The 26,911-nt window shown below is 43.0% G+C and carries 22 protein-coding genes and 4 CRISPR repeat arrays (1 of these 26 cut by a window edge); of the genes, 4 read left to right on the top strand and 18 right to left on the bottom strand.

Features of this window, described 5'->3' with window-relative positions; all coding sequences use genetic code 11:
• A CRISPR array of direct repeats spans positions 1-212; the repeat unit is 32 nt; unit sequence ATTTCAATCCACGCACTCATGTAGAGTGCGAC; it reaches 755 nt to the left of the window's first position.
• A 556-nt stretch (positions 213-768) separates the two neighbouring features.
• Positions 769-1,074, bottom strand: a complete 306-nt coding sequence (locus tag MKY24_RS10650) for a CRISPR-associated endonuclease Cas1 (protein WP_339201915.1) — start codon at positions 1,072-1,074, stop codon at positions 769-771.
• Positions 1,075-1,448: 374 nt separating this feature from the next.
• Here MKY24_RS10650 and MKY24_RS10645 point away from each other — a divergent pair, with 374 nt between their 5' ends.
• Together MKY24_RS10645 and MKY24_RS10640 are read left to right on the top strand one after the other, a co-directional pair.
• On the top strand, positions 1,449-2,525 hold the full coding sequence (locus MKY24_RS10645) for a YrpD family protein (RefSeq protein ID WP_339201914.1): 1,077 nt from the start codon (positions 1,449-1,451) through the stop codon (positions 2,523-2,525).
• Between the two features lie 47 nt (positions 2,526-2,572).
• Positions 2,573-3,409 (top strand): copper amine oxidase N-terminal domain-containing protein, encoded by an 837-nt coding sequence (locus tag MKY24_RS10640; RefSeq protein WP_279830781.1) that lies wholly within the window; start codon positions 2,573-2,575, stop codon positions 3,407-3,409.
• Between the two features lie 400 nt (positions 3,410-3,809).
• A CRISPR array of direct repeats spans positions 3,810-4,823; the repeat unit is 32 nt; unit sequence ATTTCAATCCACGCACTCATATAGAGTGCGAC.
• A gap of 284 nt (positions 4,824-5,107) precedes the next feature.
• Here MKY24_RS10640 and MKY24_RS10635 read toward each other — a convergent pair.
• The 4 genes from MKY24_RS10635 to MKY24_RS10620 all read right to left on the bottom strand — a co-directional run bounded on the left by MKY24_RS10635 (position 5,108) and on the right by MKY24_RS10620 (position 9,016).
• A complete protein-coding gene (locus tag MKY24_RS10635) occupies positions 5,108-5,311 on the bottom strand; it encodes a hypothetical protein (RefSeq protein WP_339201913.1) in 204 nt (67 codons plus the stop codon).
• Entirely contained in the window at positions 5,308-6,492 is a 1,185-nt protein-coding gene (locus MKY24_RS10630) for an aminotransferase class I/II-fold pyridoxal phosphate-dependent enzyme (protein WP_068940708.1), read from the bottom strand. Before MKY24_RS10630 ends, MKY24_RS10635 begins: the two co-directional genes overlap by 4 nt.
• A gap of 1 nt (position 6,493) precedes the next feature.
• A complete protein-coding gene (locus tag MKY24_RS10625; protein WP_076264221.1) occupies positions 6,494-7,423 on the bottom strand; it encodes a D-alanine--D-alanine ligase in 930 nt (309 codons plus the stop codon).
• 108 nt (positions 7,424-7,531) lie between these two features.
• Complete coding sequence (locus MKY24_RS10620) at positions 7,532-9,016, bottom strand: PLP-dependent aminotransferase family protein (protein ID WP_028542673.1); 1,485 nt, start codon at positions 9,014-9,016, stop codon at positions 7,532-7,534.
• A 166-nt stretch (positions 9,017-9,182) separates the two neighbouring features.
• On the opposite strand from MKY24_RS10620, the gene MKY24_RS10615 reads away from it, so the two are divergent.
• Positions 9,183-9,368, top strand: a complete 186-nt coding sequence (locus MKY24_RS10615) for a hypothetical protein (protein ID WP_279830790.1) — start codon at positions 9,183-9,185, stop codon at positions 9,366-9,368.
• 275 nt (positions 9,369-9,643) lie between these two features.
• On the opposite strand, the gene MKY24_RS10610 is transcribed toward MKY24_RS10615, so the two are convergent.
• Positions 9,644-10,453 carry a hypothetical protein gene (locus MKY24_RS10610; protein ID WP_023988278.1) on the bottom strand — a complete coding sequence of 270 codons (810 nt, stop codon included), beginning with the start codon at positions 10,451-10,453 and terminating at the stop codon, positions 9,644-9,646.
• 282 nt (positions 10,454-10,735) lie between these two features.
• On the opposite strand from MKY24_RS10610, the gene MKY24_RS10605 reads away from it, so the two are divergent.
• Positions 10,736-11,002 carry a hypothetical protein gene (locus tag MKY24_RS10605; RefSeq protein ID WP_034095017.1) on the top strand — a complete coding sequence of 89 codons (267 nt, stop codon included), beginning with the start codon at positions 10,736-10,738 and terminating at the stop codon, positions 11,000-11,002.
• Positions 11,003-11,171: 169 nt separating this feature from the next.
• Positions 11,172-11,888: direct repeats of the CRISPR family, unit length 33 nt; unit sequence ATTTCAATCCACGCACTCCATACAGAGTGCGAC.
• A gap of 180 nt (positions 11,889-12,068) precedes the next feature.
• On the opposite strand, the gene cas2 is transcribed toward MKY24_RS10605, so the two are convergent.
• From cas2 to MKY24_RS10545, 12 genes are all read right to left on the bottom strand, one after another.
• On the bottom strand, positions 12,069-12,359 hold the full coding sequence (cas2, locus tag MKY24_RS10600) for a CRISPR-associated endonuclease Cas2 (protein ID WP_023988276.1): 291 nt from the start codon (positions 12,357-12,359) through the stop codon (positions 12,069-12,071).
• A 10-nt stretch (positions 12,360-12,369) separates the two neighbouring features.
• Complete coding sequence (gene cas1c / locus MKY24_RS10595; protein WP_339201911.1) at positions 12,370-13,401, bottom strand: type I-C CRISPR-associated endonuclease Cas1c; 1,032 nt, start codon at positions 13,399-13,401, stop codon at positions 12,370-12,372.
• A complete protein-coding gene (cas4, locus tag MKY24_RS10590) occupies positions 13,398-14,057 on the bottom strand; it encodes a CRISPR-associated protein Cas4 (RefSeq protein ID WP_339201909.1) in 660 nt (219 codons plus the stop codon). The genes cas1c and cas4 overlap by 4 nt, the downstream gene beginning before the upstream one ends.
• Positions 14,044-14,919, bottom strand: coding sequence for a type I-C CRISPR-associated protein Cas7/Csd2 (cas7c, locus tag MKY24_RS10585; protein WP_076156845.1), 876 nt, complete (start codon positions 14,917-14,919; stop codon positions 14,044-14,046). Before cas7c ends, cas4 begins: the two co-directional genes overlap by 14 nt.
• Positions 14,920-14,988: 69 nt before the next feature.
• Positions 14,989-16,908, bottom strand: a complete 1,920-nt coding sequence (gene cas8c, locus MKY24_RS10580; RefSeq protein WP_339201908.1) for a type I-C CRISPR-associated protein Cas8c/Csd1 — start codon at positions 16,906-16,908, stop codon at positions 14,989-14,991.
• Positions 16,905-17,624, bottom strand: a complete 720-nt coding sequence (gene cas5c, locus MKY24_RS10575; protein WP_023988272.1) for a type I-C CRISPR-associated protein Cas5c — start codon at positions 17,622-17,624, stop codon at positions 16,905-16,907. The genes cas8c and cas5c overlap by 4 nt, the downstream gene beginning before the upstream one ends.
• A 113-nt stretch (positions 17,625-17,737) precedes the next feature.
• Positions 17,738-20,221, bottom strand: a complete 2,484-nt coding sequence (locus tag MKY24_RS10570; protein WP_068940688.1) for a CRISPR-associated helicase/endonuclease Cas3 — start codon at positions 20,219-20,221, stop codon at positions 17,738-17,740.
• 3 nt (positions 20,222-20,224) lie between these two features.
• Positions 20,225-20,539 (bottom strand): hypothetical protein, encoded by a 315-nt coding sequence (locus tag MKY24_RS10565; protein WP_025719051.1) that lies wholly within the window; start codon positions 20,537-20,539, stop codon positions 20,225-20,227.
• A 444-nt stretch (positions 20,540-20,983) separates the two neighbouring features.
• Positions 20,984-21,825: a CRISPR direct-repeat array (repeat unit 32 nt; unit sequence ATTTCAATCCACGCACTCATATAGAGTGCGAC).
• Between the two features lie 246 nt (positions 21,826-22,071).
• The gene (locus MKY24_RS10560; protein WP_023988269.1) at positions 22,072-22,881 is read right to left on the bottom strand and encodes an SDR family NAD(P)-dependent oxidoreductase; all 810 of its coding nucleotides are present in this window, start codon (positions 22,879-22,881) and stop codon (positions 22,072-22,074) included.
• Positions 22,882-23,147: 266 nt separating this feature from the next.
• Positions 23,148-23,984 (bottom strand): hypothetical protein, encoded by an 837-nt coding sequence (locus MKY24_RS10555; RefSeq protein ID WP_339201907.1) that lies wholly within the window; start codon positions 23,982-23,984, stop codon positions 23,148-23,150.
• A 12-nt stretch (positions 23,985-23,996) separates the two neighbouring features.
• Positions 23,997-24,749: a vWA domain-containing protein gene (locus tag MKY24_RS10550; RefSeq protein WP_013309992.1), complete on the bottom strand. Its 753-nt coding sequence runs from the start codon at positions 24,747-24,749 to the stop codon at positions 23,997-23,999.
• 83 nt (positions 24,750-24,832) lie between these two features.
• Positions 24,833-26,878, bottom strand: a complete 2,046-nt coding sequence (locus MKY24_RS10545) for a hypothetical protein (protein ID WP_339201906.1) — start codon at positions 26,876-26,878, stop codon at positions 24,833-24,835.
• Between the last annotated feature and the right edge of the window lie 33 nt (positions 26,879-26,911).

The raw sequence follows: 26,911 nt of genomic DNA, 5'->3' as shown, positions 1-26,911 counted from the left end.
TAGAGTGCGACTTATTTGCTGGTTTTATAGTTAGACTAATCATCAAATTTCAATCCACGCACTCATGTAGAGTGCGACTTCACGTCTTGGGTAACTTTAAGGATTGGGAATATTTCAATCCACGCACTCATGTAGAGTGCGACTCCCAAACTACCATAGGTTACAGGCGCAGCCTTATAGATTTCAATCCACGCACTCATGTAGAGTGCGACAGCGAAAATGCAGTAATTGATTATCTAATGATATCATTTCCATGCATTTTCGAAAAAAGCAATGTCTAAAAGGCTTAAATTAACCATTGACTTTTTCTCACTGATAGCATCTTCTATACTTTTCGACAAATTCCGAGGTGCGAAAGACCCGGGGTTTTCATGTGAGCTTCACATTCGCACCTTATAAAATCAGTGAGCTTTCCATATCGGAAGCTTCTTTAGCCCCTATATGCTCTTCTTCTTTTTATAACTATCACCCAAATTATAGAAATGTAGGCTATCTTATCTTTTATCTATTAATTCTTCTAGTTCATACTTTAAACGTCGAAATTGGGTCAAATCCAAAATACTTTCAAATAGGGATACATAATTCTATCCTGTTTCATTGTACCATGCCTTCATTACGATTTTCCTTGTATCATCGTTTCATCATGACAGCCCATTTTCTTGTTAATCAAAAACAGGACAAAACAGTCGGCATACGCCTCGAAACTCTTTCATCATATTCAGTGACAAGGAGGCTCATCCCGGATGGTCTCTATGCAGAAAACCTACATTAGCATCCAAGCCGACGGCTTTCCAGTGCTGATTTCATATCGTTGGGCAGCAGTGTATTGGCAAAAAATAACAAAGCATTCACATGATCTAACGGCGGGCGCTTATGGCGTCCATGGAAGTAAAAATCATTTTTTTGCTGCAAAATCAGTTCATCCCAAACGGAATTGTACTGAACGGCCTCCCTCCCCTCCAAACAGCGTAAAATCTCCAGCTCCTCCACTTCTCTGTGATGCGATGCGTTCATGATGACAGGACATTGGTCAGATTTAATTCTGCCTGGATGATAATATAATCCAGTTTTCATATAAATACCTCAATACTCCCTGTTTATATCATCATCATACGAGATTGAATGTACATCATACGTCCGCGTCTAGGTCCATTACTTCTACTTAATTAGAGGTTGAAGTTAAGAAATAGAGTTTTGAGAGTTATAAGTCAGCAACGGTCAGAATCTACCTCATGCTTGCTTTTGATTGGTTTCCATTTTAAATATTTAACCATGTTTATTGGAAATATGGTAAATTATATGATCTTGATTTAATGTATCGTTTTGTACATAATAGATTCGTGCTTAAAATACCAAAAAAAGGAGGATAGTGATTTTTTATGTAATTGTAACAACAAAAATTTGAGGGAGATGAATGGATTTTGAAGGTTAAGAGTTTGTGTACGTGTGTGGTTGTAGGCATGCTTTCGTTATCGCTAACTTGTTCAGTGGGTGCAGAATCACTCCAAAATGAACAGTTAATCAATCCATCGATGACCAAATCAGACAATGCTTTTTTGAGCGATATCATCAACTCGTTGGACCCCGAAGACAGAGAAAACGTTACATACATAGATGAAACGGGCAAAGTGCTGGTAAACAAGGAAAGTTTAAGGCAGGAAGTTATCCCCCTGGAACCAGTGAGTCAGGTTACGTATAAGAATTCGAATTCATCCCTCACATCCGTAACTGATACTACGTATAAAAATAATAGGTATAAAGATTCGACGGGGCAGCTATATACTTTACCCGTGTTACAGCCTAAACCAGCGTGTATGGGAAATCATTCATTAACACCAATGGATTTTAGCACTAACTCCGCGAGCTTCCCTGAATGTCGAGACCTGAGAAACGGGCCGTATCGTTCGGTATGGTCACATATAGGGTTTGCATGGGCTAGTACACGAGTTCATTTACCAAGTGCTAGAGAGATACGTGATAATAATAGTGGTTATAATGGAAGCACAGGATTTATCTATATGGGTGGTTGGAGTAACACCAATATGGCGGTTGATGTTGGTTTGCAACATAGTACAAAATATAATGACTGGGCTCCTTTCATGCTCATTGAAGGTGTAAAAGAGCCTTATAGTTTTAAGCCACGCTTTGAGCCTGATCAGGAAGTGCAAATGAAATTTTATGTTCCTTCTGACGGTAACATTGCCTTGACTGTATCAGGCTACGCAGACGGTGAAAAGATAAGTAGAACCTATGTTGAGCCGGCCCCAGGTTGGACGGCTACTGGTAATGGTAACCTTATTAAAAGAACGACAAGTATCGGGCAGATACAAGGCCAACAAGACTATAACGATGGCTCTTATATCCGGAAAGTTCGTTGGGCTACATCCTATATTGGTACAAATTCAGAAGATAATATCCCTTGGCGAAACAGTCAAACCTATGATTATTGTTCTATGCCACGGAGTAAAGTTGTAGTGGATTACGTACATGGAGGAGAAGAAACAGATAATATATTTTTAGATTGAATTCCGTGAGGGGCTGCTAGCCCCTCTCTTTTAAGGAGGATATTTTTATGGGAAAGATGTTGTTCAGAATTATGCTTATAGGTGCATTGTTTCTTTGTTTTTCTCTACCCTATACAGGAAAAATGTCAGCTCAGAGTATAGCTCCAAGCTCTCCATTTTTGAAGATTAACAATTACTATGTCTTGTTCACAGCTCCTAAAGCACCTTATATTGATCAGAATAATCGCTATATGGTGCCTTTGAGATCCATTAATGATTTGTTGGGGGGACAGACTACGTTTAACCCAACTTCTAATACGGCCACAATTAAGTTTGGAACACACAAGGTTGAGTTTAAAATGAACTCCACTGAGATTGTTACCGACTCGAGCACGTCCGTGATGGATACCGTCCCTGTGCTTTATAAAAATGCGATGTTTGTCCCTTTAGGGGTACTTACTAAGCACTTAGACATACACCAGGAATGGGATCAGCAAAATAAACTGTATTCCCTATCAGGGAAAGAATTAATGAAGACACCTATGATGGAGAATGTAGAAGATTTGGATCATTTTAGAGAACATGTTGATAATGAAAATGCATTTCAGTTATTATCGTACAAATTGGCCATGGGAGAAAAAATTCATCTGGCCATTACAGCTAAGAATATGACAGGGAAAAAGATTAGTGAGGGCATTGAAGATTTAAATACCACTTTTATTTTTTCTGACGATAGCACGGCCGGGGAAAATAGAAATCGCAAAAGACCCAGTATAGATAAGGATGAAATTGTAACTCGCAAATATGACATAGATTATGTGAAAACAATAGAGAATAAAAAAATTATCAAACATGAACTGTCGTATATTCTCTTTAAGGGCAGAACGCTAAAGACTCACAAGTAAAAAAGTACTTTTACTTGTATAGTGGAATGGGTAAACAGTAAAGCTGATCCTTTCTAGGATCAGCTTTACTGTTAAATATTAGATTTGTGAATTTCAAATTCCTTACGTTCATAAAAATAACCCAACCTACTTCATTGTCAATTAGGGACAAACTTGATAAATAGTGATTGCTTTCTCCGTTCCAAACGGCGTTTTATTTGACTGATTATTTATGTATTAGAAAGTTTATCAAGAGTACGTCTATATTTTCGACTGCCTTCTTTATTCTGGGGTGTTATCATGACGATCATCATTTTTATTCATATAATCCTCCTCGTGCAAATCTTCGTTTGTAAAATGAAAATGCTGACTGTACTGAACCACGACTTGTTCTAAACCAAACCTTTTAGCAGCCAACAAATTCGCAATCCACGCACTTATATAGAGTGCGCGATGCGATTTTCATTGTTTACTGATTTCAATCCACGCACTCATATAGAGTGCGACAATAAAATCACAGCCCCTAAAGGGCAAGGAGAGATTTCAATCCACGCACTCATATAGAGTGCGACCGCGGAGATGGCGTGGCTGACCTCGTAGTCTACGCATTTCAATCCACGCACTCATATAGAGTGCGACCGATTCTGAATGACACCAGCTTTACATGCGTCTGATTTCAATCCACGCACTCATATAGAGTGCGACTGTTGCGCAGCAGCCTTCGTCCATTATCTGTCTGGATATTTCAATCCACGCACTCATATAGAGTGCGACGTAACGACGGAACATACAAAACACCTACGAAAGAGATTTCAATCCACGCACTCATATAGAGTGCGACTATTATCTCGCTTGTTATGACTGGCTTACTGAGATTTCAATCCACGCACTCATATAGAGTGCGACTCCGTTTTGCTTCTAACGATTCGCGCAAAATGACGATTTCAATCCACGCACTCATATAGAGTGCGACGCCAATCATTTTCCGTATACAAAAAGCCGGATCATTTCAATCCACGCACTCATATAGAGTGCGACGCCAATCATTTTCCGTATACAAAAAGCCGGATCATTTCAATCCACGCACTCATATAGAGTGCGACGCAGCATCGTTACAAGCTGCTTTAGCACGGATAATTTCAATCCACGCACTCATATAGAGTGCGACTTTAACGATCGTATCTCTTTCAGATGCGGTGTATATTTCAATCCACGCACTCATATAGAGTGCGACGAGCCTAATGTCTGAGTACCTTTATGGCTCGCTCAAATTTCAATCCACGCACTCATATAGAGTGCGACTTGGTGGAAGATTTGAAGACTATTTTTTCATCGAAATTTCAATCCACGCACTCATATAGAGTGCGACGCCATATTTATTTTGATAATCCACATACCTAAAAATTTCAATCCACGCACTCATATAGAGTGCGACAGCGAAAATGGGTCAAATGCCTCCTATTTAAGTACCATTCTAGCGTTATTTTGGCAAAAACGCATCTAATATTACCTCATCCTCTTGCGATCGTTTAAAACTTGTTCACATTCGATATAATTCGACAAAATCTGAGGTGCGAATCTCTCGGAGAATTCATGTGAGCTTCACATTCGCACCTGAACAGACTCGTTTTTTGGCTTAGCAACAAATACCTGCCTGGACTTATTTCACCTCTGCCAGTTCTGCCACCTGTGAAGGAGGAAGCGCACATTCGAATATATTTAATTCATCGATAGCTCATTTAAAAGCAGGGTTCCACCAGTTAACACCAAAGCTGAACGTTCTGGCTTTGGGTAAATACATCCGGAAATATCCACTACATTGGTCAGAAAAATACCTTTATATTTCCGAAAATCATAAAGGTATTTGTAAAATATTTTATGAAAACGTTCGGCAAAAGTTGAGTTATTAATCCTGTTCATCATACCGGCTGCATTACCTGCATAAACCTTCCCATCCGTTCCAGCGCCTTCTCCAAATCGACGAGCGAGGCTGCATATGAGCAGCGAATAAAGCCCTCTCCGCCTGATCCGAATACATGTCCTGGTACGACCGCCACCTTTGCTTCCTTCAGCATACGAAGTGCAAACTGCTCAGATGACATGCCAGTAGAAGTAATTGAAGGGAAGGCATAGAAAGCCCCCTCAGGCTCATGACAAGCAAGCCCGATTGCATTCAAGCCGGCCACAAATAGCTTGCGACGTTCATTGTAGCTCGCCATCATCTCATCCTTGGCAGCCAAGCCATGGCGCAATGATTCCAGCGCGGCAATCTGTGCAATGGTGGGCGCACACATGGCTGTGTACTGGTGGATTTTCAGCATGCCGGCAATCAGCTCATGCGGACCGCACGCATAGCCTACCCGCCAGCCTGTCATCGCAAATGCTTTGGAAAAACCACTGATGACAATCGTACGCTCCTTCATGCCCGGCAAAGAGGCGATACTGACATGCTTTCTCCCGTAAGTCAGTTCGGCATACACTTCATCCGAAATGACGACCAGATTATGTTTGATAATGAGCTCTGTCATCGGCAGCCAATCCTGCTCCGTCATAACTGTTCCAGTCGGATTACAGGGATAATTGATCATTAAAACCTTTGAATGAGGTGTAATTGCCGCTTGCAGCGCTTGCGGGGTCAGCTTGAATTGCTCCTCTGCCGTAGCCGCCACCTCTACAATTTTACCGCCATGCAGATGGGTAATGGGTTCATAGGCAATATAGCTTGGTGCTGGAATCAGCACCTCGTCACCCGGATCGATCACTGCTCGCAGCGCCAGGTCGACGGCTTCACTGCTCCCCACCGTCACAATCATTTCCTGCTCAGGGTCATAGGAAAGCGCGAAGCTGCTGGAAAAATAAGCCGAGATCTCCTCCCGCAGCTCCATCAAGCCGGCATTCGAAGTATATTTCGTCTGTCCTTCACGCAATGCCTGAATGCAAGCTTCACGTACCTTTTCCGGTGTAACGAAATCAGGCTCTCCGACCCCAAGGGCGATTGTACCTCCGCCTGCTGCATTCAGATCAAAAAAAGCGCGAATTCCCGATGGCCGAATATCCCGTACACGCGAGGATACAAACCGCCCTGTCCCCTTTTCACTAAACATATTACGCCATCCCCCATTCCTGTTTCCGCTCATGGAGCGAGCTGGCAATAATATGGTCCAGTAGCTGTGTAAAGGTTATACCCGCAGCTGCCGCACTCTTCGGAAGCAGGCTGTTGGCGGTCATTCCCGGTAATGTGTTCACTTCCAGCACGTAAGGTCTATCCTGACACAAAATCATATCGACCCTTGCATAGACCTTACATTGCAGCAGCCGGTAGCTGGCCAGTGCCGCCTCGCGCACACGCTGTTCAATAACGGTGGGAAGCTCGATCACCTTCTCCTCAGCACCGCCGACCTCGTATTTTGCTTTGTAGTCGAACCACTTCGAACGAGCGGAGCTAATGCTAATAATCGGTAATACCTCGCCATCTACGATGGAGCAGGTAATCTCCTTCCCTTTATGATAGGGCTCAATCAAGATCGCTTGATCCAAGCTGCAAGCCTCCTGAACAGCTGGTAGCAGCTCCTTCTCATTTTGTACAAGCTGGATGCCAATGCTGGATCCCCCTGTATTCGGCTTCACAATAACCGGGTAGCCCAAACGCTCCACCACCTGCGGATCATAATCGTCCATCCCCTGCCAGTAAAGGCCTGAAGGCGTATGCACACCCGCTGCCTTCAACAGCATCTTGGACAACTGCTTATTCATGCATAAGCTGCTTGCCAGGACACCGCTGCCTGTGTAGGGAATGCCCAGCGTCTCCAGCGCTCCCTGCACCGTGCCGTCCTCGCCATACTGACCATGCAGTGCCAACAGCGCGATATCAATGCCTGTCTGCTGGACCTGCGCGATTAAATCCGCTCGCTGCTCGATCACCATTGGAACCACTTCATAACGGCTGCGATCCAAATGATTGATCATCTCTTGACCTGTCTGCAGAGAAATCTCACGCTCAGAGGAAATACCGCCCATAATAACGCCAATTTTCATCATGACACCTCATTTTTCTTCAAAATCTTTATGTGGCTACGGATTGTTCTTTTGATCGCTGGTGCTTCTCCAGAACAATATTCCGTCTCTGTAGCTCTTTTCTAACCATTATGCTTTAAGAAAGTTACGTGTCTGTTTGCCGATTATTTGAATACCCCGTTCGATATTTTCATCCGTTACTCGTGAAAACCCAAGCCGCAATGTATTCGTCCCTTCGCCTTCTTGAATAAAAAACTTGTCTCCCGGTGTAAAAATGACGCCCTGTTCGTTGCAAGCTTCTAGCAGCTGGCGTGTATTTACGCCTGCCGGGAAGGTAAGGAACAAATGCAAGCCCCCGTCACCAGACACCTGCGCCTCAGGAAGATGTGCTTCACAGCATGCCTTTGTCAGCTCATATTTGCGCTTATACTCTGTACGTGCTTTTTTTACATGTTTATCGAAATTTCCGTTAAGCATATATTGGTATAAAATCGATTGATCGATTGTTGAGGTATGAATGGTGCGCGCACGCTTAATGCTTTCCAGAGTGTCAATCAGTGCTCGGTCTCCAAGCACCCAGCCTACACGCAAGCCAGGGAACAGCACCTTGGAGAAGCTGCCAATATAGATTACTCCGTTCCCTTGGCCTGCTGTCGCTATTAAGGGCGCAATATGCGCTCCCGAGTAACGCAGCTCCTCATTGAATCCATCCTCGATCACCGGAATCTGATGGCGTGCCATTAATTTCATAACAGCGCTGCGCTTTGCCGGCGACATGACGATGCCTGTCGGATTATGATAGGAAGGAGTCAAATAGGCCAAATCGAAGCTATTGTTCTGCAGTACCTCCTCTAGCCGCTCTACATCAATACCGTCACACTCCATCGGAATGCCGGTAATCTCAAATCCTTGCAACTTCAAATTTTTGATCGCTGTGTGATGGGTCGGATTTTCACAAATTGCCGCTCCACGGCGTGCAGAAGGGCGTAAAGCCGACAGCACAATGTCAAAGCCTTCTGTAAACCCGCCTGTAATCAGCATATCCTTGCCAATTATATCGACGCCTTTGTTCTCCATATAATGCATCAGATAATCAATCAGCGGCTTGTAGCCCTTGGCATAGCCGTAGTTGAGCAGCACCTGCCCTTCGATTGCCATCCGATCCATAAAAGCTCGCCTTACATCCCCCAGATCAAACAGCTGCTCATCCGGAGCGATGCTTGTGAACGAGATAGTTCCCTTTTGGGCACGAATGCCCTGCTTCATCATATCCAGATCAACAGCCGATACAGCATACTCGTTCATTCTTGCCTTCCAGTCGATCTCCCAGGTGGCAGAACCGTCAGATCCTCCGTTATCTACGGCCGACTGGCCCACCATGGCGGCCACATAACTACCCTTTCCGGGAATCGCATACGTAAACCCGTCATCCTCCAAGCCTTCATAGGCTGCAATGACTGTATTGCGGCTCACCTTAAGCAGAACGCTCATTTCTCGTGTGGAAGGTAGCTTCTGATCCGCCTGAAGCGCCCCTTTTATAATTAAACGATTGACGTATTCTTTTACTTGTATCGAGACCGGCCGGTCACTTACGAGCTTGAAATCCTGGAACATCCTTCATCCCCTCCCCCTATAATGATGGCATACAAGACGAGTAAAAAAAAAGAACCACCGCACTGGATTTTTCATCCTTCGGTGGTTCTTCCGCATTTTATCCCCTGTACGCCCTCATATTCTGCCGATCGACGAAAAAGCCACCCGTCTTGCGGTGGAGGAATATTTGGAGACAGTTCGGCAGTATCGTCAGATCGGTTTTGTTCGTCGGGAAGCAACAACCACTCAGGCGTATTCATATAGAGAACATCAATCTACAAATGCGATCAGCAAGCAGACGGAGGAAATCGCCACATACAACGTGGACAAGGAGGCAGAACTGGAGGCGAAGTATATGAGGTGGGGTATGTAGAGAGGTTATATAGCCGAATTTATTGGTGCATGCCTACTTATCTTTTTTGTTTTCAGAATTGTGAAGAAGGATTCCGATTATGAGGACCAGTAAAATATAGGTAGTTTCATCACCTTTAATTATATGAATATTGAACAGAGAGAGAATGAAAACTACGAGATAAAACACTATGAGACTGACAAGCATATATAGATAGACCATTTTTATTACCTCCAACTTATTTAAAGGTACCGGGCAAAGTTTATCCCGGTACCTTTATTTTTTTGTGAATTATTTTAGTAAGTAAAATTGAATCTGTCTTGGTACTCTTGTTGTCCTGCTCCAGAGAAGTCTATGCTGAAATAGTTAAGTATTGCCAATGCCACACCAGGAATAGTCTTGTGAGCATAAGCAATCTCCACTGCGCCTGTTTGGCCAGTTAGTGATTTAGGAGCTCTTACTTCTTGTCTGGCAAATCCATCTTGCGGATCTGGATATCCTAAAACATCTACCTCGAAGGCGTCACCCTCAATTTGTTGTTTCTGTAGTTGGTTTTCGTACTGATAAAGGTGCGATCCGCTTCTCCAGTTATGGACACTATATGGAGAACGATAAGGAGTAACTTTACTTTGCCAAGCCATTGCCAATGTATCAGTGTAATAAGCCAAAGGACCTCTTTCCCAGTTATAAGAAGCATAAACATGGTAGGCATTTTCTTTACTGTTCGGAGATTCGAGTTTAAATGCATATCCGTACATTTTGAAGATTCCATCTTTTACATCTTGAGTAGAAATTTTATCAGATGGTGCGACTGTTTTGCCATTTTCATCTTTAATGACAACTTCAGGGTCTAACTCTTCAATTTTTATCTTAGTGCCACCGTTACTCGCAATGTCCTTTTTTAATTCCAATGGAGTGAAACCTAATTCTTCGTCAGTAAAGCCCATTTGTTTTAAATAACCGTCAATTTCCGATTCGCTTTTTGTACTAGCATCCTTAAAGGGTTCTAAGCCGTGTGAGTCTGACTCTGCTGGATTTGCGGATACAGGGATGGAAAATACCAATAAAAAAATGAGTGTCAGCAAGGTTGCAGACAGCTTTTTCATTCATTCATCCTCCAGATTACATAAACTTGGTAGCTGGCCAGCTAAATACAATACTATCATACATGAATGACAAATATAACCTATTTTCGCAGAAAAGTTTTTCTGTGGCCTATAATTGGCCTAAATTTGGTCCTTTAAGGCCCAACACTCGACTTTTCATATGGTAAATTTGTATCATTGAAAATCAAATAAGGAACACATCGCAGCTTTTCAGCCTCGGTGAATCAGGTCGCCCAATGTGTCGGCCTTTTTGATTTCTCAAAAAAATCATTTCAGGAGGACATGATTGTGTCTACTACACAACCACGTTTCGCATTTTTAAGTAAGGACGGCATCCTGCGCTTGCATGATGAGGAGCACGCCGCACAACATGGCAATCACGTGCTAACATCTTTAACTGATGATGAGAGCGGCTACCCGGTCGTTGAGGGCCAAGGCGATGTATATTATGCCTACGAGGATAAAGCCTACATCAAGGGCAACAAAGGTGACGGCCAACTCATCCCAACACCGCCAGTGCTCAAACAGATCGCAGCAGAGCTCCTGTAATTCAGCAATATCCAGAGGCACTTCCCGAGTTATTCCGGGGCTTTATGGCACGTGCAGACGGCAAAGAACCAGTCAATCAACGGAAACAATAACAGCCTGGTCAGAACCCTTGTGCGATTCAATTCCGCAACGTGTCTTCTATTCATTTCGATGGGAGCGGTACTTGTGAAATTTCAATCCACGCACTCATATAGAGTGCGACAATGACTCCCCAAGCTACCCCGAACCAGATCAAGAATTTCAATCCACGCACTCCATACAGAGTGCGACGCGTACAACATCGGGATTATTTAACACTTCTAAACAATTTCAATCCACGCACTCCATACAGAGTGCGACGTAACATTCCCGGACCCTGTGCAATTTTCAATATAATTTCAATCCACGCACTCCATACAGAGTGCGACTAAGAGGGGACGAGGGATGGCTATATAGTGATCAAATTTCAATCCACGCACTCCATACAGAGTGCGACTTTTATGCAATACCCTCTTTGTTACACAAAACAAAATTTCAATCCACGCACTCCATACAGAGTGCGACTTGGGTAGTACACCACGCCTTCGTCACCGATGATCGATTTCAATCCACGCACTCCATACAGAGTGCGACCGTTATTAAGAAAATAAGAGGAGATGATGATGATTATTTCAATCCACGCACTCCATACAGAGTGCGACGAGGCTATGCCTATTGCTCCTGATCCGAAGGACTGATTTCAATCCACGCACTCCATACAGAGTGCGACGGAGAAAATGTGGTAAAAATCGAAGATAACCGTAATATTTCAATCCACGCACTCCATACAGAGTGCGACTCTGATTAAGACTCAATGGGGCTTAATCGTGCATGTATTTCAATCCACGCACTCCATACAGAGTGCGACAGCGAAAATGCAGTAATTCATACCCTAATGATATCAATTCCACACATTGTCGCAAAAACTGATGCCAAAAAGGCTTGTATCAACTATTGACTTTTTCTCATAGACAGCATTCTAATGCTTTTCGACAAATTTCGAGGTGCGAAGGACCCGGGGTTTTTATGTGAGCTTCACATTCGCACCTTATAAAATTAGTGGGCTTTCCATATCGTAAGCTTCCTTTGCCCCTATATGCTCTACTTTCTTCTTGTAGTTATCTCCTAAGTTGTAGAAGCGCAAGCTGTCTTCTTTTGGGTCTATTAATTCTTCGAGTTCATACTTTAAGCTGCGGAACTGGGTCGAGTCCAAAATACATTCAAACACAGAATTTTGCACCCTTTGTCCGTGATCTACGCACTTTTTCGCAACCTTTGCCAGTCTTTTTCTACCTTCTCTGTCTACTGTACTTACATCATACGTGATCAAAATGAGCAAGTGTTCACACCTACTTCCACAAAAATGGAGGGTACTCGTCCAGATCTCCCCGAATATATCTAGCCAAGAGCAAAGCCTGTGAATAGGGCACCAGTCCCCAAGACATTTTCTCATTCAAATAAGGATGAATCATTTTTTCCTGTTTTCGTTCTTGCCATGCCTTCAATACGATTTTCCTCGTATCATCGTCCATCATCACAGCCCCGTTTTCTTTTTTGTAAAATCCTTTCCCATGAATCAATTTTTTGTTAATCAATGTAAGGACAAAACGGTCGGCATATACTCCTCGAAGCTCTTCCATCACATCCAGTGCCAAGGAGGCTCGCCCTGGACGATCTCGATGCAGAAAACCTACATAAGCATCCAGACCGACAGCTTCCAGTGCAGATTTCATATCGTTGGATAACAGTGTATAGGCAAAAGATAATAGGGCATTCACATTATCTAGCGGCGGGCGCTTATGGCGCCCATGGAAGTAAAAATCATCTTTTTGCTGCAAGATCAGATCATCCCACACGGAATTGTACTGAACTGCCGCCGTCCCCTCCAAACCGCGTAATATGTCCAGTTCCTCCACTTCTCGGACTTGCTTCATGATCTCTGTCAAAGAAGCGGTCACCTTCTTCATGCGTTCCGTATCAATACGAAGTGGATAATCCCTCGTTGCCCGTTCCAAAATCCATTTATGGTTATATATTTTGCCTATAATCATATTTCTGGCTACAAGAGCACTTCTTCTATCATCATCGGAAATCCGGTACTGTTCTTTTCTAAGTACCACATTTCCCCGGCTTTCCCCGGTAACTCTCGCCAAGAAGCGTCCGCTTCGTGTCATAAAGGTTAGGTCTATATTGCGTGTTGCACAAGCTCCCATGAGGCCTGGACTGACCCCTGAATAGCCAAAAGTGCAAACCGCCTCCAAATTGTGCAAAGGATACCGTGCAAGAATGGACTCTTCTTGTTTGACCACGATATTTTCCCCATCTAGTGACAAGTACGTATCTGGCATGGTCACAAATAATGTGTTTAGTAATTTTTTCATTCAGCTATCCTGCTTTCAATAAAGCTTGAAACTGATTTTTTATTCAATATTTCGGGAACACATATGTTATGTAGTGAGCAGCTCAGGCAGTGTGGTCCCGCTTTGGCTTTAGGTGTATGATTTCGCTCAAAATAATGCCGCATTTCCTGCAAGCTTCTAAGCACACGCTCTCGGTCAGCCGCCGTGATGATGACCTCTACACGGTGTTTGATCTCATCGTAATAAAAGTAGCCTTTTGAAATCTCACACACGAGCATTTCTTCAAGACACATCACTTGTGCGACCAATTGTGCATGATCCGAGTCATTTCGTTTTGGTTTGCCACGCTTGTATTCAACAGGAAAAGGAAGGTAGGTACCTTCCTCTCCTGCAAGCGGAACACCAAGGGGATCACATATGAACTCTACCACGTCGCAGATTCCCGTAATTCCAAGTTCTCTGGAATGTATAGGTAACGCGCGTACGATGAGCTTATCCCCTCTTTTTTCACGAATCATGGGCTGATCGGCTTTCCTGTGCAAATGATTGCCCTCAATCGTCCGCACGTTTTCTTCCCATTGCTGCTCAATGTGAATAAGCGCCCATTGTCTTCTACAAAAATTAAAATGCTGTAAACCGGACAGCAGCAAATAATCTTCTTCGTTATAGACCTGCATACTCTTGGACCTCTAAGCCTTCGAGCGGTGTTAATATACATTCATAATGTGTATCAAACGATTTGTCGATTGCACTTACATTTTCTTTCGGTTTCACTTCCAAAGATCGGTGTACTTTAGCAGATGAGTATTTTCCGAGTTTGGAATTGTGCTCCCACCAATAGACTTTATGAACCTCCATACTACCGTCAGGACGAGCGGATGAGACATCATTTTCAAATAACGAAATCAGCGCATCCTTGATCTTTCCAGCATCTTCGTTGGTAAACCCTGTTTTTTCAGCTAGCTGCGTATTGATACTTCCTTTGAAAAGGTACACGCCGAAATCCACCCGATGCTTCATCCCCATCGTATCGGAACCTCTTTCTTTCCCTGGTTCGGAGTTTACACTTTTTGTAATTTGCATACTTGTAATATCAATAGGATCTATACTGGTTGCCGTATGTATAGATACAGGCCCTCTTACCCCAACGGACACTCCTGCTCCCTTACTCGCCGCCTTGAACGCAAATACTTGACCGAAGCTACGAACATCTATCCATTCCTGACAGGCAATTTTAGCAAATTCATCACTTGAGCCTTCCTTGCCCTTGAAGAATTTTTCCAATTCAGGATTGGCATCTGCACGTTCTCTTAAACTATTAAAAGCATCCGATTTACGATCATTCGATTGAACAAAAATAGACTCTCCCATGTCTTGCAGACGATTTCTCAATTTTCGTTTCAGAGCCACATCTGAAATCTCACCATAACCATCATAATTTTGCCGCGGACGATTACCATTCAGGGGATCGCCATTGGGATTTGCTCTAGTAACCGACAATACAACTGCGAAATCAATTTTGTGATCCAACACGGACATATGATTACTCTCCTTTAATGTACCTACATATTTTTAAAGTTACTTAGGATTCCTGCTGTTCATTCATGTCTAAGGTGTTGTTCTCTTGTTGTCGTTATTACCCTCAAGATCTTTTTTATGATTATTATGGTAGATTTCATAGCGTTGGCTACTGAGTCCTAACAAGTATTTCCCGGTCAATGGTTTATTGTTGAATTCGTTGAAGGGGATTTTGTGAAGCACTTCATCAATCATATTGGAATAATAGCTTAAGCGTTTACCAAGTCTGGCCTGATGTGGCTGCAAGGCATTCTGAATGGTCCTCCAGGTTCTTTCTGGATGTTGTGAGAATGCATTCATATATCGGATTGCATTTGTAGATCGTTTCTCATCCTTGTCTAATGCGCTTCGTTCCATCACATCTGCTATCGCCAACAGTCTGCCAAATAAATAACTGCGATCCATATTTTCTTTATCTAATGCCACATTGTATCCCTCCCGTTGGTTAACCAAAGCACATGTCACGCTCAGTGTTTTCTCCCATTCCCACTTGTCCATGGATACCGGGCTAGAGGCGCGGTTAATAGCACTCCTCACAATATCCTGAGGAATGTTTTGACCATCTACTATACAGGGGAGCATTCGTTCCATCAAACCCTTAACGAGTTTATCATTAGCCTTTGAACCGTATGCTGCAAAAGCAATATCTTTCGTTGCTGGAGCACCCCAAAATTGTAAATATTCACCTTGCTCATCCTTCTGATAGCGATGAAGCCATACACAGGTGGAATGCCAGTGAATAAGCTTTTCAAAATACAATTTTTTATCCAAATTCCGATAATAGATCACAGCCATCCGTCCTGTTGTTGCTGAGTCAAGTACAAGAATATTGACTTTTGCTTTGGAACTAGATTTGACAGCTAGTGTATTGGCATAACCCGTTAACGCTTTGGCTAATTCAAAAGCAAACTCTTCGTTTGTATGACTTTTTATTTCTTTAGCCTTGGATGGCAAGCCCATTGCAAAGATATTATCATTTTCGGTAAAATTCAGAATACTCGGTTCATCATTTCCCCACACTAGAAAAACACGTTGCTCCATGACTTTACCTTGACGGTTAATGAGCCATTTTAAGGCATTATGAGCCTTTTGAGATACTTCATAGCTGATACTTGCAGCTTCATGACTGTGGGAAAATCGTCCTCTGAACGTGAATCCACTCGTATCATTGGCGGAAATTAACTTCGCCTTATCCCCAGAATTTCTGATTTTATTGACATGCTTGTCTGTGCTAGGGAGCTGCTTTCCAGTAACATAGCAAATGTCTTCTTCTCCCAGCAACTGGCTATAGTAACCAACAAATGAATCATACATTTCTTTATCTTCCCAAACTTTAGCTAAAACTTTATCTGGAGAGTACACATTAAAACGAATGAATACGCTCTCTTGTTCACCAGGAACCGCTGTAAATATAGGTGGTTTTTCCCCATGTATAGGTTCGTACTTCTTGTCCCATGTACTTATTAATTTCTGATTCGCATCAAGATATAAAATCGACTCGTCTACTAAGTCTTTAATCAGGCGGCGCTTGCTTAAGTAACGATATATGCTTTTCACCTTAGAAGTTGCATAATCTGAAGTAGCCCAGCCTTCTAACTGCTGAATATAAGCAGAAAATGGCTCTTCTTTTTTTATTTTTCCACCATATGCTACAAAATCTCCGGCAACATAGCTTAATTTATCATGCAGCGGATAAGGCGATATGACAGAGCCGGCTCTACTGGCGGATTTTTCAGTAGAAGGAATCAATGTACTAAACTCATTTTTATCCAATATCCTGGCTGAATGAAAATCACCTTGTTCTGTAACTTCGACTTCGATCTGCGCATTTTGGGTCGTGTGGGAAATAGGCAACAATGTATATTCACGATCATTATGTTTCTTCTCAATCACACCAACATGGTCAAGATTAGATTCATACGTTTCATATAAATTTAACAACCAGCTCATTTAATTTCCCACCCTTCCCATTGCGCAAGCAGCTCATCAGCGGATTGAACGTTATTTTCATTAAACCGTTTAGGTTGCATATTCGCTATTGTGCGAACTTGTGTGCATTCTTCCGGCCGAATAAAATCAATGACTCCGTCCTTCATTACTGGATTCCACAAACGGACTTCCATTTGATCCCTGCCTGTCTCATCTGGATAGTTAATCCCATGTACCATATTGCCTAAATGAATGTCACCATAATTATCGTAGAAACCTGCTTCTATACCAAATTCACAAGGCTCTACATAAGCTTGACATTCTCGTGTACCTAGAAAAATATCTCTACGTCCACCAGCAAGTAATGATCGCTTGAGAATGTTATGATGCTTATTCTCATTACGGTCATATTCCATCTCGGGACGATGCGGATTAAATACAAAATGAGCCTGAACCTCATAACAGGGATCTTTCAAGTAAGTATAATTAGCAAGGGTATTACCACCGCCATATTCGATGGGGCGAACGCCTTTGGATTCCATCCGAATAGCATGAAGAACACGAACTTTGTCTATTACCATCATAATCGTAGGCTTCCAATAAATACTTTCGACAATACCTTTTAACGCCTGATATGTTGGGACACTATAAGTTAATTTCTCACCACCAAGTTTGGTTAGTGGATCTGTGAACAGTGCATAATCTCCATAAACTTTAAATTCGATCGCATTTCTCAACTAGCATTTACCTCCTTTCTATGACTATTTTTTCTAAACCCAGTACCAGAATATTACTTTTGGCAGGGTCAGTCAATGTAGAATATAAGTCCCTAGACCCAATTAAAGTGTTTTTAAAGGATAAATCTACTATGCAGACTGTCATTTTCAAGGTTAAGTCCATAACTGTCATCATAAGCTCCATCGGTTAGTGCATATATTTTTCCATCCAAAAAAGAAACTAACCCCTTATTTTGATCTAATCGGTCTTTCTCATAGTTAAATATATTAATAGTGAATTGTTGTGCCCTGCGTAACAAATCGGTAAGGTCTTCTATGCTTTGCTGTCCATTTAGGTCCGCGATGATCTCCTTTCCTTCTTTTTCTCCATCCCCATAAGGAACAATTACCGCCGTAGTATGATCCTCAATGACTTGAAAATGGTCCGCTGCGGTCCTATAGCTATTCGCTAAGAATAAGGGAAGAATCGTCTCATTTTCTTTGCAATAAGATTGAAAATAAGTATTTTCTATACGATTGGTATATAATAGTTCAGTCATGTTTTTTCTCAATTTAGGAATAAAATAATTTAAGTCGGTCTTTAACTCGGAATAATATTTTTGAAAATATATTTCCATGGACTGAGCTGATAATACGTTTCCGCCTAAGCAAGTTTTATTACGTTTTAAGTCAATGAACATTTTTCTGGAAATCTCTTTACCTATTCTGATTTCTTTTAATCGCTTGAGATCTTCTTCTTCATGGTCAATGACATATACTTGCTTCATTCTATCTTCTCCGTGGCGATTACATCTGCCCGCCGCCTGAGCAATGGAATCCAAACCAGCCAAGGACCGAATGACACACTTAAAACTGATATCCACTCCCGCTTCAATTAATTGTGTACTGATGCAAACGACAGGCTCTTTATGTTGCAGGTGATTTTTAACTTTCTCCAATATGGAATTGCGATGAGCTGGACACATGGATGTACTTAAATGGTAGATCGGGACTGTACCGCTTTCTTCTTTTAATCTGTGATATAGGTTTTTCACCACTGTTTTTGTATTTAAAATAACGAGCACGCTTTGTTCATCAGCAAGTCTTTCCTCAACAAAGTCGGCAAGTTTCTCCGTATTAAATTTCATATCCGTTGCTTTATCCACAATTTCAACCCGCTTAAACGCTTCTATAACATGGTTCAGGTCATGCACCATTTCTGCATCTGGTTCGATCTCTAGCTTGTTATGTACAAAATCCAATTCGGGTTGTGTAGCCGTGCAGAGAACAATACCTGAATGAGCATATGTTTTCAAAAAATTCACTGCTTGATTAAATAATGAAATACAGTGAGTAGGAACTTTTTGTACTTCATCAAAAATAATGACAGACTCGCTTAAATTGTGAAGTCTACGAATATTTCTACTGCCGCCAGCATAAAAAACATTTAAAAATTGCACCATTGTGGTGAAAATGATCGGCGAATCCCAATTGTCCTTAGCCAGCTTTAATTTTTGGCGCGTACTCACAACTACATCTTCAAGCTCATTACTCTCTCCCTCTTCTACATCGTCCATGACCACATTAGAATGATGTTCCAGAATATTCGCATCGTCCACTATTATTTCGCGAACTTCTCGGGCATTTTGTTCAATAATGGTCGTAAATGGAACGACATAAATAATATGTTTCTTCTTAAATGTTACAGCATGTTTTAAGGCATAACGAAAGCTGGCGAGCGTCTTTCCACCGCCTGTGGGGATCGAGAGCGTATGTATTCCAGAGGGCCTTTCTGCAAACTGTTCGCATTGTTCGGACATTTCTTTCCTAAGTAGATTAATAGGTGTATTGGCATCCTTGGCTGCTTGTAGGGATTTGATGTGCATCATTAATTTTTCGTAATACTCATGAAATAACTTTTGGTAATTCATTGCTTCAACTGCGATCTTATCGCCTGTGTTCTTATTTTCTTCAAAGCAGCGAGTATTGGTTCGATCTGCATCGATCAAAGCGCTAAACACAAACTTGGATAAATACATCAATTTGAGTTCAAAATCTGCCTCATCATCTCGGTTCATATATTGATCCAACTCAGCCTTTGCTTGATTCACATAATCAAAAAATGTAGATTCCTCCATGACCTGCTCATAGAAAAGCGTTACTGCATCTTCAAACCCCTCTATCTCTAGGTCACGCACCCGATACAAAAATCTTGATTCCAGCTGTGGGTTTAAAAAATCCTGCAAATAAGAATGGTGTGAAATAATAGCGTTTGCTACAACTTCGGTCAATACATATTTGATAAATAAATCCTGCTTATCGAATGTGCCTTTAGGTTGAATGTGAAAAAGATTAAATAATAACTTTCCACCCGCACTAGAATGATCTACACTTCCTCGTTTCGGTGGATTGTCAGGATTTTGTACCGCCAAACGTATGTAATTTTGAAACTTTTCCGTGTACTTCCCCAAGTCATGAAGCATGCCAGCGAGTCCGGTGATATGTCGAATACCTATTTTGTCTCCATAGGTTTCTGCTAATTGTCGGGTTTCCAATAGATGTTCGGCAACCGTTTGAATCTCTTGGTCGCTTTCCCGTATGTGGGCGATATATTGCATTTTTTAATCTCCTTTAGTTTTCTTCGTGAATAACCTCTTCCAAGTAATGACTAACCACATCGGAAGCCAAAAAAGCATAAATAAAATATAGATCGCAGCAATAACACCTTTCTGACCTATTAAATGATAAAGATCATGTAGAGCTTGATAAAGACCCTCTCTAGCTGTTGACAGTTCCTCATCGTTTTCCTCTGGGTTCTCTTGCTGCATTTCCTGTGCACGTTCAGTTAATTCCTTAGATACAAACCAATATCCCACGATAAGGCCTATACCTAGATAGATATAAAAATATAAACCAGGAATAGATAATAAATTCATCTATTTTCCCCCTTTGAGCAAATACTTAAAATGTGTAATCGTGTCATAAGATACAATAGCGACAGCATCTAGAATCCCCACTTGGACATTTACCGTTGTTAAGTGAATTTATAAATAATACTAATATAATTTCCTAGCGTTGTAGTAATTCTCCTTCCTCTCCTCTCTTATCTACTTAATTCAAGGATTACGGTTTCACTCCATAGCTCTATATTCATTTTATGACTTTTAGGTGGTTATTGTAAGAGACTTGTATTCCGCTTAAAACACTAGATTCTCTTCTACTTACTAATCATATTAGATCTATTCTCGTTATGTAAACAAATATTATTTTAAGTCATGTGGAAATAGTATTTTTAGAGAGAACTAAACTAATAATCTTAAAGGCTCCAATCATGTAAAGTCTGCTGGGAGTTGCTATGCAAGGTTAGGATCACTATAGATTCTTCAATCCACATACTCGTATAGAGTGCGACATGTGAGGCATTGCTTAATTAACATTTGTCAGAATTTCAATCCACGCACTCATATAGAGTGCGACTACAAAACTGCATTCTGGTTGAGGGATATCAATATTTCAATCCACGCACTCATATAGAGTGCGACTTAGGAGTCTCGCGGCCGCCAAGCGTTGGGCTACTAATATTTCAATCCACGCACTCATATAGAGTGCGACCATGAGCACAAATGACGCTTTCTTAGCTGGATGTGAGATTTCAATCCACGCACTCATATAGAGTGCGACGCTTGTTCCAAAAATCGTCCTCAATCTGTATGAGAATTTCAATCCACGCACTCATATAGAGTGCGACCTCAAGGCTAATGCTAATCCTGCTAATGCTGCTTCTCAATTTCAATCCACGCACTCATATAGAGTGCGACTCAAGCCTTGGAAGATGTGCTTTCCAAACTTAAAATTTCAATCCACGCACTCATATAGAGTGCGACCCTGAGTTGGACGACCAGGAAGTACAATTGATTATTTCAATCCACGCACTCATATAGAGTGCGACAAGGCCAAGTATCTGATTGAAGAAAAAACGGATGAGATTTCAATCCACGCACTCATATAGAGTGCGACATGGTTAGGTAATACGAATTATTTTGGTTGACTTATATTTCAATCCACGCACTCATATAGAGTGCGACTAGGATCGTTTCTAAGTGCGATTTTATTTACTATCATTATTTCAATCCACGCACTCATATAGAGTGCGACCGGAAGTCGATGCCATATAGGAGGAAGAAAAACGTATTTCAATCCACGCACTCATATAGAGTGCGACAGCGAAAATGAAGGAATTCATACCCTAATGATATCAATTCCATGCATTTTCGAAAAAAACGATGCCAAAAAAGCTTGAATCGACTATTGACTTCTAACGAAGAAAGCTAATCTGAATCCATTTCGACAAATTTCGAGGTGCGAAGGATCCGGGGTTTTTATGTGAGCTTCACATTCGCACCGTAACCAAGACAATACACTCAGGATACCACAAAACATTTCTCCGTCCCAGAGCATGCTCTATTTTCTAAAACAATAACGACTCTGCCCCATCAATTACAATTTGTGCACCAGTAATGTGACGCGAATGATCAGAAGCCAAAAATGTCACCAAATCAGCTACCTGCTCGGGTTGACCCGGTCCATCTGCCAACGGTTGCCCTCCTTCGGGAAACTTGACGGGGATGGTAATTTGCTTTAACCCTTCCGATTTCTCCGTGGTTTCATCAATATTGGTCGAAATGGCCCCAGGATAGATGACATTGACACGAATACGGAACTTAGCCAGCTCCAGCGCAGCCATTTTAGCAAAACCGGTTTGACCCGCCTTCGATGTACTGTAGGCTGACATCCCAAAGCTGGTAAAGCGCTGATTTCCATTAATGGAGCTGGTAATAATAATGCTGCCGCCACCGTTCTTTTTCAAATGTGGTATTGTATACTTCACCGTCAGGAAGGTACCATCCAGATTCGTGGACAATGTTTGCCGCCAATCCTCAATGCTCAGATCCTCTATCGGTCCGACGACCCCGTTAATCCCGGCATTAGCAAAAATGATATGCAGACCGCCAAATAATTCAACCGCTTCCAGAACTGCTTTTTCCACACGCACCGGATCAGCAATGTCCACGTCAAATGCCCGAGCTGATCCTTCACGTATGGCATTAATTTCTCTTTCCGTCTCCAAAATGCGCTCATTACTTACGTCAAAAAGAGCGACATTCGCTCCTTCTCTGGCCATTTGAATGGCCGTTGCCTTTCCAATCCCAGAACCAGCCCCCGTGATTAGAGCGGTTTTGCCTTCAAAGCGCGCGCCTCCTGCATATGTGTAGCTCATATGTATCGCTCCCTTTCAGTAATCTGTATAATCACAAGATTACCCAAAAGGATATACTTTATAATCACCATTTTTGCGCATTTTTTGCTATTCCTTTGCGATATTTAAGAAAAGGACGAATATTATGCGCATTAGCGCCTCTTTCCTTCTCCTCCTCGTTACATTCTATAAATATCTTAACGAATCGTATTTTTCTATGTATTCATCAAAAAAAGGACGTTATACATCCATAACCATGGTTGTATAACGTCCTTTTGCTTATTCATTTACCACTGCAGCTCAATAAATGCAGCATCATCATCAAGTCCCCCGGTATGGGATGCGTCCAGCAATACCTGTATCTGCTCATCAGGGACAGGCTCGCGAATGGGGTCCAAATCGGATAAACCGTCCGTATACACCTGTAATCTCATCGGCATATCTGCGGGTATGCTTCTTTCATACCAATGAGGCTTCCCTCCAATCGGCCCACGACTTGTAGACCAGCGCTCCGATGTAGAAAAGGTATGATCGAACAGCTCGCTGATTTCCTCGGCACCGTTCCATAATCGTAAACGTGAATCCCCTTGCCAGGCAAGTCGGAGACGGCCACGGCTACCACGCTTCGGCAGTTCGATTTTACCGCAAATATACATGGACTGGCTTCCCTGACGACGTTTATCTTCCAATACCGAACGCATTAAGCCTGATTCGTGATCCAGAGGCTGCCGATCCAGTTCCTCTGCCGCTGTACCTGCCAAACGTTCAAGGTACACCTTCAACTGATCAGCAGACAGATCTTGTCCCCGTTCCATCCAATCCAGTAAAGAAGAACCCAGATAGCGGGCTGCAAAATCTCCTCGGTAACTGAGCCCCACACCATCACACAAGACAAAACAACAGACGGATTTATGAATACGTACTGCGGCAAAATCCTGTCCGCTTTCTCCCATACTGGCAGATTCGGCAGATCTTCCATAGCCATAACGACACATAAAACGACTGTGATGAGATGATAAAGGCTGATCGCCTGTCTGAGAGCTTATGTAAGCAAATTGCTGAGTCAGCCTTGCATTCATTCCCTTTTTTTTGCTCGCGGGGAGCAGGGACAGCAGTGGATTCATGCTTTTACCTCCTTACCGTACAGGCGTTGCAGCCGACATTTGGAACCCAATGGACACCAGTTCCGCACAGGTTCCAGGCAGCATCATAATGGCTCCTTCACCTAACTGATAATCCGCCTCAAATAGCATTTCCCGATAGCTTTCAGGCAGCACAGAAGACATATCACGCAATTTCACAGCATGTTCATCCTGCAACGGCGTATTATGTGTCAGACCTTTCCATCGACGGGGGTCCTGAATAGGCGTTTCCAGCAACCTGTCCGATAAAAATATATTTTCCACCAGTACATTACCGTCCGGTACACTCATGCTCATAATGCGCTTCGCAATCGGTTCCGGATCATCGCCAGTGGAAACCCCATCTGTCATATGACAGACCAAAGGTGCAGGACAGTCCTGCATCCCTGGTAATTCTGCCTGCAAAATACGCTCAGCTTGCAGGAAGGCTTTTGCTGAATCTGAAAATCGTTTGGGTGTCAAATCGGGCAACGAACCAATGGCCGCGATTTCATCAATTCCCTTGACACCATTCAGCAGGTCATACACGTCGTCACTATAAGCTAAAATCGCAATCCGATAGCGTGCTGTCAGCCGATTTCCTTTGGTTGATCGGAAAACCATCTGCCGGATCGCCAACGATATAGCTTCATATACAACGTCAATACGCCGCCGCCCCTCCATCAGCATGTTCATCGACGCGCTGATGTCAATCAGGTAAATGATCAGGGCGGGAGTGCGTTGTGAAGCCTGTATTGTATAATTCATGGTTTGTACATGCTCCCCTCAGTTACCTTCTATCTTCATCTGTTTGTAGCTATCATTCCGCCCATATATAAACATATGAAATATTAAATTTTAGGCAGTCTAAAATTCGTATCGCCTAAAAAATTATAGATCGAGGAAGCCCGATATCCCACTTCGCCTACCGAACGATAATAAGAAGGATTACTATCATATAGTGTTCTAAAACGCTTCGCAAAGCTCTTTGCCTTCGCAGCGCTTCCACCTTCCTGAGAGGCATATGCCTTGTTGTACAGGGAAATAAGCTGAAGAACGTTCTCCTTGTTTCGTGCATGCATAGACTCTTTTTGCTTTTGTTCCGCCTCGGCTGCTGCCTTACGAGCTGCCTCTTCCTGGGCGGCACGGGTTTCCTGCTCCTTTTTCAAAGCCAAGTATTTTTCATACTTTGCCTGTTGATCATACGCTTTTTGCTTCGCTAACTTGGCAGCCGCCTGCTTATTTTGTTCCTTTTGGGCGAGATAAGCTTCATATTTAACCTGTTGATCGATAAGGGCTTGCTGTTTCTTCTGCTCTTCCTGTTGCTTTTGAGCGGCAAGTACCTGCTGTTTGGCCTGCTGTTCCGCTTCCTGGCGTTGTTTCTCCGTCAGCAATTTTTGAGCGGCTTCCTGCTCGGCTGCCAGCTTTTCCTCGGCCGCCTTTGCAGCCTTCGCTGCCTCTTCCTGCTTGGCCGCCTCGATTTGCCGCTGATTGGACTGATCTGCAAGAATATTCACGGCTGGGATTCCAGCTGCCAACAGAACGACTGCGGCCGCAGTTGTCACGATAAACGCTTTGGAGCGATACCAGGCTTTTGATTTTTCAGGTTGCTCCGGCGTCTTGGGATTCAACTGCTCCTCTAGCCCTGTGATCGCAGCCGACACCTCCACATGCAGAGGACTGCCATCTTCTACAAAATGATACAACGACCGGTATACTTCCAGCGCTGCAGCAGGTTTGTTTTGCTGCTCCAAATCACGTGCCTGTCGGAACAGCTTGTCCGTTACCCCACGCTCTCCCTGCTCCAGGGCAGCCTGATTTAGCAATGCAGCCTGTTCAGCCTTGAGCGGTGCAGGCGCTGACAAAGAGGGTGCAGCTTCACTGGCAAGACCGCCCACCGCTGCCGATTCTATTGTTTCTGTCGCAACAGGCTCCGGTTCTATAGCCTCAACTGGAATTTCCTGCTCAGTAACCGCATTAAGTACAACCAGCCATTCGCCAAAAGTAGGGCAACTGCTTAAATCCTGACTTTCCCAAGCACGGCTGAACAATTCTACCACCTTGCTGCCCCAACGAGATTCAAGCGATTTTCGTAAAATAAAATAACGTTCGCAAGGCGTCTGCATTTCATGCTGATCAAAATAACTCTCGCCCCAAGCTTTGTCGACTACTACACGGTCAGACCAGCCCAGCATTTCTCCTATAATAATTGCCCCTGCAAAACGGTCTGCATACGCACTCCATAACCCGCTGTGGACGGTACGATGTGCGGCATACCCTGGCGAACCTGCCAATAGAGCGTCTGGACGATCCATTTTAGTACTATACATTTGTTCCACGTCCACCAATTCCACAGCTGACGTGCCTTGAGGCAGTTCCACTTCAGAAAAAAACGGAAGCATCACATTTGGCGCCGATAAATCACAGTGCGCCAATCCTTTTTGCTCCATAGCTGAACCGATCCCTGCCAATGCTCTGGCTAAAGCCAGACTATCGGAAGCCTCAAGCTGACGCTGATCTGTGAGACAATCGAACCATGTCATACCGTAAACCCATGGCATCAGCACCGCATACAGCAAATCAGGCTGCTCGGCGATCAGACTTCCGTTTCTTTCTGGAGTGAGCACATCACGCTTGCATACCTGCAAACCGGGAATATCCCCGTATGCTTCCATATGCTCAGATTGATAAACCATAGCCGGGATGCGGAACTTCGGAAAAAACACTTTAAGGGCTTTTGCCTCATGCGGTGCTCCGTTTTTGGCATTCAGTTGGTATACAATTCCCTGCCGCCCTGCTTGAGCATAGGCTAAACCGGGTGCAGCGGGATGTCGTCCAACCACATAAGCTGTGCCGTTTATGATCAATTCGTCTCCCGGATTCGGTTGAAAAGACATGAAACATCCCTCTCCTTACATCATTCAGTATGC

It is taken from the genome of Paenibacillus sp. FSL P2-0322, assembly GCF_037975315.1.
GTDB lineage: Bacteria > Bacillota > Bacilli > Paenibacillales > Paenibacillaceae > Paenibacillus > Paenibacillus polymyxa_B.
The sequence above is the reverse complement of the archived record's forward strand: the minus strand, read 5'-3'. Positions and strand labels throughout refer to the sequence as shown.

What these genes read in the sequence shown, in the direction of transcription:
- MKY24_RS10650 (WP_339201915.1), bottom strand. Translation starts at nt 1,074, where the DNA reads ATGAAAACTGGATTATATTATCATCCAGGCAGAATTAAATCTGACCAA.
- MKY24_RS10640 (WP_279830781.1), top strand. Translation starts at nt 2,573, where the DNA reads ATGGGAAAGATGTTGTTCAGAATTATGCTTATAGGTGCATTGTTTCTT.
- MKY24_RS10635 (WP_339201913.1), bottom strand. Translation starts at nt 5,311, where the DNA reads ATGATGAACAGGATTAATAACTCAACTTTTGCCGAACGTTTTCATAAA.
- MKY24_RS10630 (WP_068940708.1), bottom strand. Translation starts at nt 6,492, where the DNA reads ATGTTTAGTGAAAAGGGGACAGGGCGGTTTGTATCCTCGCGTGTACGG.
- MKY24_RS10625 (WP_076264221.1), bottom strand. Translation starts at nt 7,423, where the DNA reads ATGAAAATTGGCGTTATTATGGGCGGTATTTCCTCTGAGCGTGAGATT.
- MKY24_RS10620 (WP_028542673.1), bottom strand. Translation starts at nt 9,016, where the DNA reads ATGTTCCAGGATTTCAAGCTCGTAAGTGACCGGCCGGTCTCGATACAA.
- MKY24_RS10610 (WP_023988278.1), bottom strand. Translation starts at nt 10,453, where the DNA reads ATGAAAAAGCTGTCTGCAACCTTGCTGACACTCATTTTTTTATTGGTA.
- MKY24_RS10605 (WP_034095017.1), top strand. Translation starts at nt 10,736, where the DNA reads ATGATTGTGTCTACTACACAACCACGTTTCGCATTTTTAAGTAAGGAC.
- cas1c (WP_339201911.1), bottom strand. Translation starts at nt 13,401, where the DNA reads ATGAAAAAATTACTAAACACATTATTTGTGACCATGCCAGATACGTAC.
- cas4 (WP_339201909.1), bottom strand. Translation starts at nt 14,057, where the DNA reads ATGCAGGTCTATAACGAAGAAGATTATTTGCTGCTGTCCGGTTTACAG.
- cas7c (WP_076156845.1), bottom strand. Translation starts at nt 14,919, where the DNA reads ATGTCCGTGTTGGATCACAAAATTGATTTCGCAGTTGTATTGTCGGTT.
- cas8c (WP_339201908.1), bottom strand. Translation starts at nt 16,908, where the DNA reads ATGAGCTGGTTGTTAAATTTATATGAAACGTATGAATCTAATCTTGAC.
- MKY24_RS10570 (WP_068940688.1), bottom strand. Translation starts at nt 20,221, where the DNA reads ATGCAATATATCGCCCACATACGGGAAAGCGACCAAGAGATTCAAACG.
- MKY24_RS10565 (WP_025719051.1), bottom strand. Translation starts at nt 20,539, where the DNA reads ATGAATTTATTATCTATTCCTGGTTTATATTTTTATATCTATCTAGGT.
- MKY24_RS10560 (WP_023988269.1), bottom strand. Translation starts at nt 22,881, where the DNA reads ATGAGCTACACATATGCAGGAGGCGCGCGCTTTGAAGGCAAAACCGCT.
- MKY24_RS10555 (WP_339201907.1), bottom strand. Translation starts at nt 23,984, where the DNA reads ATGAATCCACTGCTGTCCCTGCTCCCCGCGAGCAAAAAAAAGGGAATG.
- MKY24_RS10550 (WP_013309992.1), bottom strand. Translation starts at nt 24,749, where the DNA reads ATGAATTATACAATACAGGCTTCACAACGCACTCCCGCCCTGATCATT.
- MKY24_RS10545 (WP_339201906.1), bottom strand. Translation starts at nt 26,878, where the DNA reads ATGTCTTTTCAACCGAATCCGGGAGACGAATTGATCATAAACGGCACA.